Source organism: Anaerohalosphaeraceae bacterium (genome assembly GCA_037479115.1).
GTDB lineage: Bacteria > Planctomycetota > Phycisphaerae > Sedimentisphaerales > Anaerohalosphaeraceae > JAHDQI01.
In genome coordinates, this window is record JBBFLK010000021.1 from 1 (window position 1) to 16,742 (window position 16,742).

Below are 16,742 nucleotides of genomic sequence, written 5' to 3' on the forward strand. Positions count from 1 at the left end.
TATGACCAAAGAAGAATATGCATTGCGGGGGTACGATCTACCATGGCTTCCCTAATTTCCAAAATTTCCCCAAGTTTTTTCAGAGATAGCCGCGGGGTGAAAAGATAAAGGCTCCCGGGAAAGAAATTTATTTCGGCTGATTCGGCCGGTTTTATCAGACTTCGGCTGCGGGTTTTGGTGAGGGCCTTTTGGGTTTTCAGGGCACTTGCGGCTCTCATTTCCGAAAAGATTTGGGTGCATTTTTTTTGAAACAAACCGGTTAATAAAAGGGAAAGTGGGGATGTTTTATTGATGGAACAAAAAACCAGAGGAATTATGGAGCAAGTATGTAGAGAAAAAAAAGATGCTTCGGAAGCCTTTCTGAAGGTGTTTTTGCCCAATCAAAATCGGCTCCTTTCCTTTATTCTCTGCTACATTCCTAATCGAGCGGATGCAGAGGATGTGTTCCAGAATACGACCTTTGTGCTCTGGAAAAAATTTGATCAGTATAAACCGGGCAGCGATTTTCTTGCCTGGAGCATTATGATTGCCCGCTTTGAAATTCTGTCTTACTACAAAAAGAAGAAGAGCGAGGGGAGCATTCATTTCGATGAGGAGATGCAGAAAATCCTTGATGCGGAGATGAAGACGTTTGAGAGCCGTTTTGAGCAGCGGCTGGATGCCCTTCGGGAGTGTCTGAAGAAGTTAATTACGGATGAACTGCGGCTTTTGAAGATGCGGTATGAAGAGAATCTGCCGCTGGCTCGGATTGCGGAGCGATTGAGCATCACATCTCCAGCGGTTTTCAAACGGATTTCGAAGATTCACAGCCGGCTGATTCAGTGCATTCGGCAGCGTATAGCTTTTGGAGAGGCCGTATGAATAAGAAGGAGCCGCAGTTTGTCGAACAGCTGACGGGACTGTTTGTCCTTTCACTCGAGGGGACGATTAGCCCGGAGCAGTTTGGGGTTCTGACAAATTTGCTGAAGACGAATAAAGCGGCTCGGGACTATTACTATGATTTCATCGTTTCCTATGTAGGGATAAGCCATCTGGGAATCCTTTCGGAGCGGGAAGAGGCGGGAGACAGCTGGCCCAATTCGCAGCTGTGGAACGAACTGCTAACCTTTGAACGCTCTGCTCCGGCCCTGGATATTCCCCCATGCCCGCCGCAAGCGGACGAGGCGGAAAAGCCCAGAAGTGCCCCGCATGCTTCAAGAGTGAATAAAGTTTCTCTTGTGTCGCTGCTGGTTTCTGCCGCAGCGCTGATTTTTGTCATTGCGTACGGCTTTTTGACTTCGCTGGGGCGCGGGGTGGAGGTGGCGACCCTCTCGGACAGCATCGACGCCAAATGGGCAAATAGGGCCGGTCCGGTGGAGAAGGGAACACGGCTGGCGACGGGAGATGAGCAGTGGCTGCTGCGAGAAGGATATGCAGAACTGCTGTTTGATAATCAGGCGAAGGTGGTGCTGGAGGGGCCGGCGGAATTTCAGATTCTGGCGTCGGACCGAATCGGACTGCGGTACGGCAAGGTGTATGTAAGGGCTCCCGGCGAGGCGGCGGGATTTTCCGTTTATACTCTGGATGCGAAAATTATTGATTTGGGGACGGAGTTCGGCGTTCAGTCGGATATTGGGGGCAATACGCAGGTACATGTACTCAAGGGCAAGACGATGCTGCTTGCCAGTCGGAGCGGCCGAGTGAATCTGGAAATCAGTCAAGGACACGCCAAGAAGGTTGCCGGCAAAACCGGAGAGATTTCGGATATTGAATGTTTGTCCGATTATTTTGTTCGGGCGATCAATTCGGAATCGAAGTGGATCTGGCGGGGGCAGAATCTATGCCTGGCGGATATTGTAGGCGGCGGCAACGGTCTGGGGACAGGTCTTCGCGGTTCCTGCATTAATACCGTAACAGGCCAGTGGAAGGCGGACAGTTATCTGCCGGCGAACTCGACCACGATTCGCCCCGGAACGCATATGGTCAGCGATCATCAGTATCATCCAGTCCGGGGCAATCCGTTTATTGACGGCGTATTCATTCCAGACGGTGAGTTCGGGCCGGTTCAAATCACCAGCCATGGGCATTTGTTCCGTGATTTTCCGGATACGTCCGGTCTGGGGTGGGGCGGCATTATTTATCCGGATCAAACCCTTTTGACCCGACCCATCCGATTGAACAGAATCCAATACGGGATTCCCGGCAAGGGGGCTTTGTTTATGCACGGCAATGCCGGGATTACCTTTGATTTGGAGAAAATCCGCACGGCGTATTCGGGGATGATTCGGGAGTTTCGGGCTGTGTACGGAATTGCGGATGAGTATCTGGATGGGGGAGGATGTCCCGCCTATGCGGATTTCTGGGTTCTGGTGGACGGTCAGGTCCGGTTTGTTCGAAAAGGCGTTCAGGTGCGTCAGGGCGGAACGATTTCTGTGCCGTTATCGAATCAGGACCGGTTTCTGACCCTTGTGACCACAGACGGCGGCAAAGGCAGCCCGGAATATGACAATCGAACCTCGTTTAATGACTGGTCAGTCTTTGGAGAGCCCTGTCTGGTTTTTGAATAGGTGCAGAAAGGATGCGGAAATGAGGATGAACATGCGGCGACGAGTGCGGAAGAAAGAAGCGTTTACGCTGATAGAACTGTTGGTGGTGATTGCCATTATCGCAGTACTGCTGGCGATACTGGTCCCGTCTTTGAAAAGGGCCAAGCAGCAGGCGCACGGTGTGATTTGCCGTTCGAATCTAAAACAGTGGGGAGCGTTTTGGAATCAGTATCTGGCAGATTCCAAAAACCGTTTTCCGGATCCGTTTGATTCCAATAATCAGCAGGTTCTGTGGGTCGGACCGCTGAAACCGTATTATCAGGGCGGAGGCGAGGAGATGCGGATGTGCCCGGCAGCCACGAAAGAGGAGTTTCTTGCACCCGGTTGGAGCTATGCCTGGCAGGTGGTACCTCCCGGTTCTCCGGAGGAGCAATTCAAAAGCAGCTACGGCGTGAACAACTGGACATACGATCATCGGGACCGGGACGGAGACGGACTTTTATGGGGGCGCGAACTGGCTTACCACTGGAAACGGTCGGATGTCAACCAGGGGACCAGTCAAATACCGCTGTTTCTGGACTGCTTCCGCTGGGGCGGTCATCCGCGGGACTGGCGGTATGACCAGCCGTTTGATGACCCGGGCAGCCCGCACGGATACACGGCCTTGCCCAATACCTATGAGGAGTTTTTCAACAATTGTCTGACCTCTCATGAGATGAGACGTTTTTGCCTGGACCGACACAATGGGGGTGTGAATGTCCTGTTTTTGGATATGTCGGTCGATCGCGTCGGCCTCAAACGGCTCTGGCAGCTGAAATGGCATAAGGCCTTTGATACACAGGGGTTCCGGGGGACGTGGCCCAGTTGGATTAACAAGTACAAATAAGAGAGTCTGTTTATCAACCGGAGGTGCTGAATGAAGATGGATCGGCGAACGTTTTTGAAAACGGGCCTTGCCGGCTCGGCCGGCTTGGTATTGGGAGGATGTACGTCCTCCGTGTGGGGGGATTCCGGCTCAAGTCGGCCGAACTTGATTGTGGTGATTGCGGACCAGCTGGGAACGCAGCACTGCGGGTATGCGAGGTACTGGAACGGGACAAATTATGCCGGTGCGGAGAATGCGCGGACGCCGAATCTGGACCGGTTTGCCGAGGAGGCAATGAACTTTAAGAACTGTGTGGCCAGCATGCCGGTCTGCTCGGCCTTTCGGGCGACGCTGATGACGGGCAAATACACGACTACAACCGGCATGGTCATCAATGAATTGCGGATGAATCCGTATCAGGAGTGTTTCGGCCATGTCCTCACGAGGGCGGGCTACAATACGGCGTATATCGGCAAGTGGCATCTGTATGCGAATAAACTGGGGGACCATCTGAATCCGGAGAATTCGTTTGTGCCTCGCGGTGTGCATCGGCTGGGCTTCAACGGTTTCTGGGCGGCCTACAACTTCCATCATAATTATTACGGAAGTTATTATCATACAGAGTCGCAGGAGAAAATTTATTTCCCCTCGGGGGTCTATGAACCAGACGGACAGACGGATTTGGCGATAGACTGGATTCGCTGCCATGCGAAAAAATCCTCTCGTCCGTTCGCGATGATTTTGTCGTGGGGGACTCCTCATGCTCCGTGGTCGATTGATAATGTGCCGCCGGAGTATTATGCCCATTTTGCCAATACGAGTCTGCCCAATCCGCCGAATTACAAACCGTCCAATGATGACCCGTATGCAGACAGCTGGGCAAAGCTGAGTGCTACGGACCGGGCGAATCTGGAAACCTGGCGTCGGATTTATTATGCGATGACGGAAAACCTGGACTGGAATTTCGGCCGCCTGATGCAGTTTTTGTCTGAAGAGGGACTGGCGGACAATACGATTGTGGTTTTCACATCCGACCACGGGGAAATGTTCGGTTCGCAGGGGCGTGCAGCCAAGAACACCTTTTATGAAGAAGCGGCTCGGATTCCGTTTTTGATTCGCTGGCCGGGCCGGATTCCCGCCGGCCGGGTTTCGGACGCCTGTATTTCGTCGGCGGATTTCATGCCGACCTTTTTGGGGCTGATGGGATTGCCGATTCCATCGCGGGTGGAAGGGATGAATCTGGCGCATCTGGTGCAGGGACAGAGTGGGCCGGAGCCGGAGTTTGCGTTTCTGCAGAATACGGGGGCCTGTGCCAGCTGGGAGAACGGCTATGAGTGGCGGGCCGTTCGGGATAAGCAGTATACCTATGCTCAGTACAAGGTCGATGGGAAAGAGCTGCTCTTCGACAATATCAACGACCCGTATCAAATGACGAATCTGGCGGACAATCCATCGTATCAGGACAAAAAGAACGAACTGCGCAGCAAGATGCTGGCGAAGATGGCTTCCATCGGCGACACGTTTGAGGTGTCTACTTATTATCGGGACAACTGGACGGATGGAAACCGGGTGATTCTTCGCGGGGCACGAGGATAAGGGTCATTGAACGAACGGCGGCCTGTACTCGGCGTATAGGCCCGAAGCTTTCGAAACAAAAGAAACGGTTGAAATCAGGAGGTACGTACGATGAAAAGTGTGAAGATTCCAATGCGGCTGATGACAGCGGCTACGGTTATCAGCCTGCTGAGTGTGGCTGTATCGGCGGGTGTTCTGGTCCCGGGACTGGATGACAGTACAGCCCTGGTGACTTATCCGGCGGCGCGGGCGGGTGTGGCCGGAGACCATGCGAAAATCACCACCGCCAAGATTACCCTTGCGGCCCGGTTTAATCCGGATGTGAGTATGGTAACCGGCGGCCCGACGATTGTGATTGAGGACGGCGGTACAACCAACGGCACGGGACTGTATCTGGGGGACGGCAACCTGTTTTTTGCCGCCAAAAGCAATAATCAGCTGGGGCTGCCGACCAGTATGAACGATACCGATTTCAGCGATAATGCCCTGGCCATTACAATAGGGCCGGTAAGATTCGGCTCCGAAAATGTGGTGTATGCTTCGTTTGACGCCGCGGCGGGCATACTGGTTACCAGCATCAACGGGCTGCAGCGAGTCTATACGATTACGGGCTCCAATGCCTCCAAGAACCTGGACGGCAACACATCCGTGAGTTTTTTAGGTTCCGGTGCGATTACTCCCGGTCATATGGGCGGTCTTTGCGAGACGGGTGCAGCCCAGTTCCCGCTGCTGTTCTGGAACAATGCCCGCAATATGGTCCAGAAAGCCGGCTACAACAACCAGCTCGGTCAGGTCTTTTCCAATGTGGAGACGCTCGAGCTGCGGGCGCACAATCCTGTGCCGGCCACCGGTGCAACGAATGTCAATCCGCTGATGGTTGCGCAGCTGCAGTTTACTTCGGCCAGAGATCCGAACAACATGAGCAATCCGAATCCGAAAGTGACCGGTCATTTTGTGACGGTGTATCAGGTTCAGAACGGGGAACCCAATACGCTTCTTCCTCCGCTGTATGAGACGTTTGTTTCGTCCGGCAGTGACCCGGTTGCTGTTCCCTTTACCTTCACTTGGGACCAGGTGGTCTGCTGGCGTGTAGAAGAACAGATTCAGGGCAAGAGCAAGGGGGACCCGGCAAATCTGGTCGGTCCAATCTGGTTCTTTACAGCCACGCCTTCCAAGCCGATTGTGACGGTTTCTCCAGATCCGACGACTGCATTTCCTGCCGGCCAGGCATCCTTTACCTGCGAGTTTACTTCTCAGTCTGCTCCGACGGTTACGTGGTACAAGGTCGGCACGCCGGATGTTCCCTTAAGCACGTCGGATCCGGATATTTCGGTTGTGACGGTTCCTACCAATGGAATCACCTATGCTTCAACGCTGACCATCAGCAATATTGAGAAGGCTGATGAAGGCAGCTACTATTGTTCGATTTCCAACAGCGGCGGCAGCGAAGCATCTGCTTCCGCGACGCTGGGGGTGAAGCGCAAAGTAGCCCACTGGACTCTGAACAGCGACAGCAGCAGCTATAACAATGGACAGTATCTGGATCTAAGCGGCGAGGGCCATCATGCAACGCCGACGCTTGCGCCGGTCTTTTCCAGCAGCACGCCCGGGACTCTCGGCGGACAGTCGCTGGATATGACGGCTGCCGGGCAGCCGCAGGCCGGAGGCGATTCCGGGATCTGGGCGACCGCTCAGAATACCGGGGAAACGACGGTTTCGGCCTGGATAAACTGGGCCGGTCCGAACGGCGCCTGGCAGGGAATTGTCGCCAATCGGCAGCGGACGGACAGCAGCTTTGTCGCCAATTACTACATCGAAATCCGGCAGGATAACGGACGGCTCCAAATCGGCGGCATTCCGGGGGTTGGCGACCTTCAGATTGATCCGCTGCCGATTGGCCAATGGGTGCATTTGGCGATTACCGCCAAGGCCGGTGAGGTGGTCATTTACCTGAACGGAGAGGTTGCCAATCGCAGCGCCTCCGGTCAGGCGGTTCCGCAAACCCTCTATCCGGTCTATTTCGGCGCGTTGGGCCGAGACCTGACCACCGGTGCTCTGCTGTCTCCGTTTAACGGTTATCTTGATGATGTCCAGATTTTCAATTATGCCCTCAGTTGGGAGGAGGTGGTTGATTTGTACTATCCGGTGATGCAGCAGCGGGTGTGTGTGAATCCGGACAATCTGGACCTTCGTATGGATGTGGCCGGCGGTGGTCAGGCCGGTGACCAGCCTGATTGCCGGGTGGATTTGGCGGATTTTGCCGTACTGGCATCTACGTGGCTGAATTCCGGGCTCTATCCGGCCCAGTAAACTGAGCGAAGATTCCGTCAGGGGGCCGGCATGTCTACCGGCCTCCGACGGATACAAAGTCGGATTCAATCAGCAGGGGGTAAAATGACAGTTCGAAAACCACGGGTGACGCTGCGAATAGTGTTGGGATGGCTTGCTGCCGTCGGAATGAGTGCCGTCGTACAGGCCGGTGAAATTGTTCCGGCTCTGGATGACGGGACGGCGCTGGTGACTTACACGAATGCTCGGGCGGGCATAGCCGGAGACCACTCCAAGATTACAACCGGACAGATTACCCTGGCGGCCCGTTTTAATCCGGATGAGAGTATGATGACGGGTGGGCCGACCATTGTAATTGAAACCGGCGGCACCACGAATGGGACCGGTTTGTATCTGGGAGACGGCAATCTGATTTTTGCCGCCAAAAGCAGCAATCAATATGGATTGCCGACCGGCATGAACGACACCGATTTCAGCGACAATGCTCTGGCAATAACGCTGGGGCCGGTCAGCTTCGGTGCGGAAAATGTTGTCTATGTTTCGTTTGATGCCGCCGCAGGCAGGCTGGTCAGCAGCATCAACGGAGCCGTCCGCATTTATACGATTACCGGGTCGGATGCTTCGAAGAATCTGGACGGCAACACGTCGGTGAGTTTTCTGGGTTCAGGGACCATTCTTGCCGGGCATATGGGCGGTCTTGTGGAGACCGGGGCTGCACAGTTTCCTCTGCTGTTCTGGACCAATGCCCGAAACATGGTGCAGACGCCCGGCTATGCCAATCAGCGGGGGCAGATTTTTGCAGAAGCAGTCCCCGATGAAATCCTTCCTTATACTGTTCTTGTTTTGCAGACGAACGGGGCGACGGCCGTGCAGGAAGGTGGCGAATCGGATACGATCTCCATTCGTCTCAGCAGCGACCCGGGGCCATATTCAGTTACGATTGGTATTATGGATTCGTCCATACCCGCTCAGGTTTTGGCTGTTCCTTCCCAAATTGTCTTTGATTCAGGCAGTTGGCAGAGTCCTCAAACGATTGCCATCACGGCGGTAGATGATGAGGCCCAAGAGCCCCGAGTTCATACAACGCTGCTGACATTTCAGGTGCAGACGGAACCGGCTTCGCCGTATTTCGGGCATACTCCGGCTCCCTTGACGGTTTCAATTCGGGAAAACGACTGCGGACTGTGGGGCTACGATTTTGTGGATATCAATCAGGACTGCCAAGTGGATTTGGCGGACTTGTCTATTTTGGTTCAGCAATGGCTAGAGTGCAGTTTACCGGAAGGAAATTGTACCGATTATCGACCGTGAATTTTGAGACGGTTTGAATTGACGGAGAACAAAATGAAATTTTGGAAAGCAATGCTGCTGCTTTGTCTGGGAGGGACTGTCCGGGCTGATTTGGTGACGGAGAATCTAATTATTCATTTAAAGGCGGATGCCCTAACGGGATTGACGGACGGCAGTGCAGTAACCATCTGGCCGGATTCGACGACGGAGGATTCTGTGGACGGTACTGTGCGGATTGTCAGCGGATACGGCAGCCCAACTTATAAAGCGGGCCAAATCAACGGCAAGCCGGCAGTCCGCTTTGTGCGTGCCGAGCAGGATGTGATGGTTTCGTCTAATTGGGTTTTGCCGAATCCGTCGGCGGGGCTGACGATTTTTATCGTATGCACCGGAGGCAGCAGCGGGTCGGTCGAGCGGGCGGCCCAAATCGGTGCGGCCTCGGGGACGGCTTCTCGAATGATGGCGGTGGATGTTTCCAGCGGCTCTTCGGGCTGCCGGTTCAATAACGGCTATGCGCTCAGTCCGGCCGGCAGCAATCCGGTCAGTGCCGGTGTGTACCATATCGGCATCCGTCGGATGGCTCAGGGGGGACGGCACGACAGTTTGTATTATGCGGTAAATGACTTGATTGCCGAACCGCTGACGTGCAATAATCCGGCCAATGTGATTACTTTTGATTCCGCGGGAAACCATCTTTCCATCGGCAACGGGGTGGATACGGCCGGGGCGTGGTGGCCCGATTTTTACAATGGGGACTTGGCGGAGATTCTGGTTTACAACGCCCAGCTTTCTCTTCAGCAGATTTCCCAGACGGCTGAATACCTCAGCACCAAGTACGGCATTCCTTTCCAGGGAGCATCTATTCTGGTATCAGAAAACGGCGGAGGTACGACGGTTCGGGAAGGCGGCGAGACGGATACCATAAATGTGTCCTTGACATTGAACCCAGGCAGTTCGTCCGTAACAGTTCGAATGGAGGATGTTTTGAATCCGGCTCAGGTCCAAATAACGCCGTGCGAAGTTGTGTTTACTTCCTCCAACTGGCAAAACACGCAGAGTTTTCTTGTTACCGCCGTCGATGACGACCAGATGGAACGGGCGGTTCACGATACCAGACTTAAGCTGACGGTTTTGACAGACCCATCTTCTCCTTATTATGGGATTTCTTTGAATCCCGTCTGGGTGAATATTGAAGACAATGACTGCGGCTCTTTCGGATTCAGTCCGGCCGATTTCAATCTGGACTGCCGGGTGGATTTGGAGGATTTTTCCATTTTTGTTCTCGAATGGCTGGGGTGCAGTATCCCCGATCCAACCTGTCAGAACTTTGCCGGCTGATTTTTCTGCTGACAAACCGTGTGGAAGTGTGTGTGGCGGTTTTGTAAAGGATTTGGAAACATTTTGCGGAGGAAAGGAAAGATGAAAAGTATCTGTATAGTCTGTTTGGCGGCGGTTGTGTTTGCAGGGATGGCATCCGGCGGAGTGATTATCCCCAGTCTGGATGACGGCACAGCCCTCGGGACCTACACAGCAGCCCGCAACGGTCTTTTGAATGAGGTGCCGAAAATCACAACAGGAAAAATCACATTGGCCGCCCGATTTAATCCGGATATCAGTCAGATGACTGCCGGTCCGGTTATTGTCATCGAAAACGGCGGAACATCCAACGGCACCGGCCTGTATCTGGCCAGTGGGAATCTGATTTTTGCAGCCAAGGCGGCAAACGGCCGATATGCCGTTCCGACAAGTCTGAATGATACGGATTTTGCCAATGAGGGCGGACTGGGCAAATCGATGGCGGTTTCGGCTGGCCCCGTTAACTTCGGTCAGGAGAACATCGTTTATGCTTCAATGGACATTGTGAGCGGAAAGCTTTTTATTTGCATCAATGGGGTCGGGAGTCTGTACACAATTACCAACTCTACCGGTACGGAGAATTTGGACGGAAACTGTTCGGTCAGTTTTCTCGGCGTCTCGCCGATTCCGTCGGACCAGTATGGATGGCTGGGCGGACTCCTGGAGGATAACGGGACCAACAATGCTCTGTCTCTGTATCCGCAGTTATTTTGGATGAACGCCGTGCCGATGATCCAGACACCCGGATATGCCAATCAGCTGGGGCAGATCTTTGCGGCTTATGTTCCGGAGCCGGCGTCGCTGGTTCTATTGGGGGGTGGGGCGTTCTTTCTGCGGCCTCGACGTCACCTGTAAACAAAAGCGGAATGCTCCATCAGACGAATGGATGTCGAATGAGGGTTTATCTGCCGCCTGCAGGGAGAGGATCTGGGGAGCTTGCTCCGCACCCTCTCTTTGCGGGCAGCAGATTTTTCTGAGTTGAGGAAGCGGTGAAAATGTGTTTTCTGACTCGACGCGATTTTTTGGGTTCTCTGGGAGCCGGCCTGTTTGTTCCAACCTTCGGAGGTTGCCTGGCGGGCGAATCCGGAAAGTCCGGCACAACGGCAAAACCGCTTCGGCCGAATATCCTGATGATTCTGGTTGATGATATGGGGTATGCGGACCCGAGTTGCTACGGCGGTTCTTTGACGATTCCGACGCCCAACATAGACCGTCTGGCTCAGGAAGGGATTCGGTTTACGCAGTTTTATGTGAACTCTCCGGTTTGTTCGCCGTCGCGTGTAGCCCTGATGACGGGCCAGTATCCGGCTCGGTGGCGCATTTTTACCTATCTGGACCGGCGGGAGCTGAATCGGCAGCGCAGAATGGCGGATTTTCTAGACCCCAGCGCTCCGTTTCTGACGCGTCAGTTTAAAGCGGCAGGGTATGCCGCGGCTCATTTCGGCAAGTGGCACATGGGCGGGGGACGGGATGTCGGAGATGCTCCGCTTCCGCAGGAATACGGCTTTGATGAGTCTTCGGTTGCCTTCGAAGGGCTGGGCGATCGGCTTTTAATTCGCGGCGACGGTCTTTCCAATCAAAGTGCCCGACTCGGACGGGGGCAGATTACGTGGGTGGAAAAGCATCAGATTACGCAAATTCGGGTGGATCAGGCGTTGGATTTCATCCGACGGCACAAGGACAAGCCGTTTTATGTGAATGTCTGGTTCAATGATGTTCATGACCCGCATCTTCCGGTCCCTGAACAGCTGGAAAAGTTTCGGCCGTATTCCGACAATCCGTATGTGCAGAGGTTTTATGCCGTGCTGGAGGAGATGGACCGCCAGATTGGGCGGCTTTCGGACGGGCTGTCGGAAATGGGCCTGGAGGAGAAGACGCTGGTGATTCTTACCAGCGATAACGGGCCGACGGACTGGGCCAGTTATTACAAAGAGGGATGGTTGCCGCCGGGTTCCGTCGGAGATTTTAAAGGCCGCAAATGGAGTCTATACGAAGGAGGCATCCGGATGCCTTTTATTGTGCGATGGAAGGGAACTATCCCCGCGGGAAAGGTCAATCAGTCAACGTTGGTCTGCGGAGCGGATTTGTTCCCGTCGCTGTGTACGATGGCCGGCATCAGTCTTCCATCGGGTGTGCAGCTGGATGGGGAGGATATGAGTGCAGCCTTCCTCGGGGCGGAAATAGAAAGAAAAGAACCGATTTTCTGGTACTATCCCAATGACCCCAAACCGGGCAATCCAAAAAATGTCAGTCCGGTTCTGGCGGTTCGGGAAGGGCAGTGGAAGTTGCTGGCCGGCCTGAAAGGGCAAAATAGGCAGCTTTATAATCTTGCCAATGACCCGAATGAGCAGGAGAATCTGGCACAGCAGAATCCGCAGACGGCTCAAAGACTCTGGGAAAGACTGAGGGCCTGGGCGGACTCGATAGGGTTGGAACGATAGGCAAATAAACAGAGATTTAAGACATCAGAATGCGGGAATAATGGAAACGTTTCCTTCAGGGATGAGCAATTTGGCCGGTGTGATTTTCCTTTTCCTGGCGGGATGGGGGGCTCCACAGGTCTGTGCAAAAGAGACTGCCGCGAAACCGCAGGAAAAAATCTACCAAAATCCGCTCCTGGATGTGCGGCTGGCAGACCCGACGGTGATTCGGCACAACGGAATTTTTTATCTTTATGCGACGGGGGATGTCCGGGGAGGCGGCTATCGATTTTGGACGTCTGCGGATTTGGTCAGATGGACTCGCGGGGAAGTGGTTTTCAGCCGCCCGCGAAGCTGGGCGCCGGATGTATGGCAGGACCCGGTTTCCGGAACGTTTTATCTGTATTACACGGCTCAATCTTCTTTGAATCCGGATTGGCAGGTTGTCGGGGTGGCCGATTCCAACAGCCCAAAGGGGCCTTTCGTGAATCCGCAGGATTTATTTGAAAACGCCATTGATGCCCATCTGTTTCGGGATGATGACGGCCGGCTGTATCTGTATTTTGTGCAGTTTCCTGGCTTCCGGATTACCGTTCAGCTGATGAGCGGTCCGCGAACGCCTTCGGGGCCTTCGAAGGTTGTTCTGGAACCGCAGGAGGACTGGGAGAAAAAGCACGGGGCCGTAACGGAAGGCCCGTGGATGCTCAAACACAACGGGGTTTATTATCTGCTCTACAGCGGCTCTCACGCGGCCTATCCGGACTATGCAGTTGGCTATGCCGCGGCGGACAATCCGATGGGGCCGTTCCGTCGGGCCGCACACAATCCTATCATTCGGCGGTCGAAAGGTGTTTTCGGGCCCGGTCACGGCTGCGTGATTCGGGATGATGCCGGAAACTGGTGGCATCTCTATCATCAGAAGCAAACCAGTCGGGAAAATGATTTCACTCGCTTTCTTTGTCTGGACCGGCTGTGGTTCGATGCGGACGGAAGTCTGCACGGGGCGGCAACTCGTGGAGTTCGTCTGCCGGCGCCGGTTATCGAAAGCCGCGGCGGCTGATACATTTATGGAAAAAGGGAAGCAATGGATAGGCGTGCATTTCTCAAGACGGCGTCGGCGGCCCTGACAGGCGGCTCTTTAGCTCCGGGGCTTTTTGCCGCTGACAATCCCCGCAAACCGAATATCCTGATGATTCTGGCGGATGATGCCACCTACAATGATTTTCCTCTGTACGGCGGCGTCAATGTCCGGACCCCCCGTATCGACCGGCTGGCCGCCGAGGGAATGACTTTTTCAAAAGCATATCTTTCGATGGCGATATGTGTTCCCTGCCGAACGGAGCTCTATACAGGTCTGTACCCGATGCGAAGCGGCTGCTGCTGGAATCATGCTCCCGCCCGCATCGGCACCCGAAGCATCTGTCATTTTCTGCGAGACTTGGGCTATCGAGTCGGGCTGACTGGGAAACTGCACGTATCGCCGAGAAGCTGCTTTCCGTTTGACAAGGTCGAAGGGTTTGAGGACAACTGCGTTGCAGAAACGGCTGATTATAACTGCCGCGGGATTCGGGCCTATATGGAGGCGGATAAAAGCCAGCCGTTTTGTCTGATTGTCGGGCTGGTGCTTCCGCATGCGGTCTGGACCGTCGGGGATGCGAATCATTTTGACCCCGAAAAACTGAAGTTGCCCGCAAATCTTGCGGACACGCCCCAGACCCGTCAGGATTATGCGAGTTATCTGGCGGAGATTGAGGTGCTGGATCAACAAGTGGGGGATATTCTGGATACGCTCGAACAAACGGGTCAGGCGGACAATACCCTTGTTCTTTTCTCTACCGAGCAGGGGTCGCAGTTTCCCGGCTGCAAATGGACCAATTATGAATGCGGTCTTCATACAGGCATAACGCTACGTTGGCCGGGGGTTGTGAAACCGGGCGTTCGTACGGAAGCAATGATTCAATATGCGGATATTCTGCCGACGCTGATAGAAGCGGCGGGAGGAACCGTCCCAACCGGGCAGTTCGACGGGACCAGTTTCCTGGAGGTGCTGACCGGAAAAAAAGATGGACACCGCCGGTATACCTATGGGATGCACAACAATATCCCGGAAGGGGGTGCCTATCCGATTCGTTCGGCTCGGGACAGCCGTTATCGTTATATCCGCAATCTCCTGCCGGAGCGGGTCCATATTCAGAGATATGTGATGGGGCCGATAGGAAACAAACACACGCACTACTGGAGTTCCTGGATGCTGGCAGCGGTGGAGGATGAAAAGGCCTATCAGCTGGTGAGCCGGTATCTGAAGCGGCCTGGGGAGGAACTTTACGACAGCAATAACGACCCGTATGAACTGAACAATCTGGCGGATAATCCGCAATATGCGGATGTCAAAAGACGCTTGTCGGAGGAGTTGGACCAATGGATGAAAGAGCAGAGTGACCCCGGTGCGGTTCTGGATACCCTGCAGCGCTATAATCAGGCGCGAGGAAAGCGGAACGAAACATGAGAATTGTTCCAAGTAGCAAAAACGATGGAAAACGAAAGGAAGAATGAATGAAAAGCTTGAAATGGATGGTTTGTCTGATGGGGGTTTTGATGGGAGTTTATGCGCAAGCCGCGGAGACGAACTGGCAGCCCCAAAGCGGCGGACTGGTGACCCGGTGGGGCAAGGCCCTGAAGCCCGAGACGGCCTGGCTGGAGTATCCTCGGCCGCAGCTGGTGCGTTCGGAATGGCTGAACTTAAACGGGCTGTGGGATTTTGCCCTGCTGTCGAAGACCGCTCCGATGCCGAAGGACTTTTTTCAGAAGATTCTGGTCCCGTTCTGTGTGGAGTCGGCCTTGTCAGGGGTCGGCCGAACCGTGACCCCGAATGACCGAATCTGGTACCGCAGGACTTTTACGGTGCCGCCGTCCTGGACTGGCAGCCGGGTGATTCTGCATTTTGAAGCAGTCGATTGGGACACGGCCGTCTGGGTTAACGGGGCGTATGTCGGTTCGCACCGCGGGGCGTATGATCGTTTCAGTTTTGACATTACGGAGTACCTCAAAGACGGGACGCAGGAGCTGGTTGTTTCCGTCTGGGACCCGACGAATTTTGAATCACAGGCCCGCGGCAAACAGCAGATGCCGCAGGAAGGGATTTGGTACACACCTGTCAGCGGCATCTGGCAGACGGTCTGGCTGGAGCCGATTCCCAAAGCAGCCGCCATCCGGGAAATCAAAATCACGACCGATATTGATAAAAATCAGGTTACAATCATTCCCATCGCCTATGAGCCGGATTATCGGAAATATTCGGTCAAGATCTCCGTCTTCGAAGGTCAAAATCCGGGGCCGGAAGGACAGACTGCTGTCAATAAGCCGCTGACCCTGCGGATAGACAATCCGAAATTGTGGTCGCCGGACAGTCCGTTTCTGTACGATGTCAAACTGGAGCTGCTTGGGCCGTCCGGGGAGGTTCTCGAGCGGCTGTCAAGTTATTTCGGGATGCGCAAAATCAGTCTGGGACAGGGGCAATTCGGGAAGGAATTATTCTTGAACAACAAACCGCTGTTCCACTACGGCACGCTGGACCAGGGCTGGTGGCCGGACGGCCTGCATACGCCGCCTTCGGATGAGGCAATGAAATACGATTTGGAAATCACCAAACAGATGGGCTTTAATATGATTCGCAAGCACATCAAGGTTGAACCCCAGCGGTGGTATTATTGGTGCGACAAATTGGGGATTCTGGTCTGGCAGGATATGCCGTCGGGGATGGTGGTGCTGCCGGACCCGGATGGCCGTCGTCAGCATCACATCCAGCATGTTCCGGCGGACGGGCCGGATCTGCATCAGCGGTCGGAGCATGCGGCCCAGTTTGAATGGGAGCTGCGGCGGATGGTGGACCAGCATTTCAACGCACCCTGCATCGTCATGTGGGTGCCGTTCAATGAGGGCTGGGGCCAGTATGACACCTGCCGCATCAGTAACTGGCTGAAGGCATATGATCCGACTCGTCTGGTAAATGCCGTCAGCGGCTGGGCCCTGCGTCCCTGCGGCGATGTCTATGACATTCATACGTATCAGAAGGACCTGACGCGGCCTTCAATCCAGAAAGACCGCGCGACGGTCATTGGGGAGTTCGGCGGCATCGGCTATCCGATTGAAGGGCATCTGTGGAATCCAAAGATGCGCAATTGGGGCTATCAGACCTATCACAGTGCACAGGAACTTTTGGACAATTATATCTATAAGTTTAATCAGATTGCTGAGATGAAAAAGCAGGGTGTCTCCGCAGCCGTCTATACCCAAACTACGGATGTAGAAGGGGAGGTCAACGGGTTGATGACCTACGACCGTGAGGTCATTAAAATACCTGTGGAGAAATTACGGCAACTTCATCAGGTTTTGTATAAAGAGAACCAGTAAGGAGTCTGCCCG

Annotated in this window: 13 protein-coding genes; 12 read left to right on the plus strand and 1 reads right to left on the minus strand. The window is 54.3% G+C overall.

Annotated features, from left to right (window positions below):
• A partial coding sequence (locus tag WHS88_09945; GenBank protein MEJ5260500.1) for a hypothetical protein occupies positions 1-380 on the minus strand: 380 nt, incomplete at its 3' end.
• Between WHS88_09945 and WHS88_09950 the strand changes: the two genes are divergently transcribed.
• The 12 genes from WHS88_09950 to WHS88_10005 all read left to right on the plus strand — a co-directional run bounded on the left by WHS88_09950 (position 373) and on the right by WHS88_10005 (position 16,730).
• Positions 373-861, plus strand: coding sequence for a sigma-70 family RNA polymerase sigma factor (locus WHS88_09950; protein ID MEJ5260501.1), 489 nt, complete (start codon positions 373-375; stop codon positions 859-861). The genes WHS88_09945 and WHS88_09950 overlap by 8 nt on opposite strands.
• Complete coding sequence (locus WHS88_09955; GenBank protein ID MEJ5260502.1) at positions 858-2,546, plus strand: NPCBM/NEW2 domain-containing protein; 1,689 nt, start codon at positions 858-860, stop codon at positions 2,544-2,546. The genes WHS88_09950 and WHS88_09955 overlap by 4 nt, the downstream gene beginning before the upstream one ends.
• A 25-nt stretch (positions 2,547-2,571) precedes the next feature.
• Complete coding sequence (locus WHS88_09960) at positions 2,572-3,411, plus strand: prepilin-type N-terminal cleavage/methylation domain-containing protein (protein MEJ5260503.1); 840 nt, start codon at positions 2,572-2,574, stop codon at positions 3,409-3,411.
• A 30-nt stretch (positions 3,412-3,441) separates the two neighbouring features.
• The gene (locus WHS88_09965; GenBank protein MEJ5260504.1) at positions 3,442-4,986 is read left to right on the plus strand and encodes a sulfatase-like hydrolase/transferase; all 1,545 of its coding nucleotides are present in this window, start codon (positions 3,442-3,444) and stop codon (positions 4,984-4,986) included.
• Between the two features lie 90 nt (positions 4,987-5,076).
• Positions 5,077-7,275, plus strand: a complete 2,199-nt coding sequence (locus WHS88_09970; protein ID MEJ5260505.1) for a LamG-like jellyroll fold domain-containing protein — start codon at positions 5,077-5,079, stop codon at positions 7,273-7,275.
• A gap of 84 nt (positions 7,276-7,359) precedes the next feature.
• Positions 7,360-8,565, plus strand: a complete 1,206-nt coding sequence (locus tag WHS88_09975) for a hypothetical protein (GenBank protein MEJ5260506.1) — start codon at positions 7,360-7,362, stop codon at positions 8,563-8,565.
• A gap of 33 nt (positions 8,566-8,598) precedes the next feature.
• Positions 8,599-9,882 (plus strand): hypothetical protein, encoded by a 1,284-nt coding sequence (locus tag WHS88_09980; protein ID MEJ5260507.1) that lies wholly within the window; start codon positions 8,599-8,601, stop codon positions 9,880-9,882.
• 81 nt (positions 9,883-9,963) lie between these two features.
• Entirely contained in the window at positions 9,964-10,755 is a 792-nt protein-coding gene (locus WHS88_09985) for a PEP-CTERM sorting domain-containing protein (protein ID MEJ5260508.1), read from the plus strand.
• Between the two features lie 140 nt (positions 10,756-10,895).
• Positions 10,896-12,341, plus strand: coding sequence for a sulfatase-like hydrolase/transferase (locus WHS88_09990; protein MEJ5260509.1), 1,446 nt, complete (start codon positions 10,896-10,898; stop codon positions 12,339-12,341).
• A gap of 40 nt (positions 12,342-12,381) precedes the next feature.
• On the plus strand, positions 12,382-13,380 hold the full coding sequence (locus WHS88_09995) for a glycoside hydrolase family 43 protein (protein ID MEJ5260510.1): 999 nt from the start codon (positions 12,382-12,384) through the stop codon (positions 13,378-13,380).
• A 24-nt stretch (positions 13,381-13,404) separates the two neighbouring features.
• On the plus strand, positions 13,405-14,826 hold the full coding sequence (locus WHS88_10000) for a sulfatase (GenBank protein MEJ5260511.1): 1,422 nt from the start codon (positions 13,405-13,407) through the stop codon (positions 14,824-14,826).
• Between the two features lie 47 nt (positions 14,827-14,873).
• Entirely contained in the window at positions 14,874-16,730 is a 1,857-nt protein-coding gene (locus tag WHS88_10005) for a sugar-binding domain-containing protein (GenBank protein MEJ5260512.1), read from the plus strand.
• Positions 16,731-16,742 lie beyond the last annotated feature (12 nt).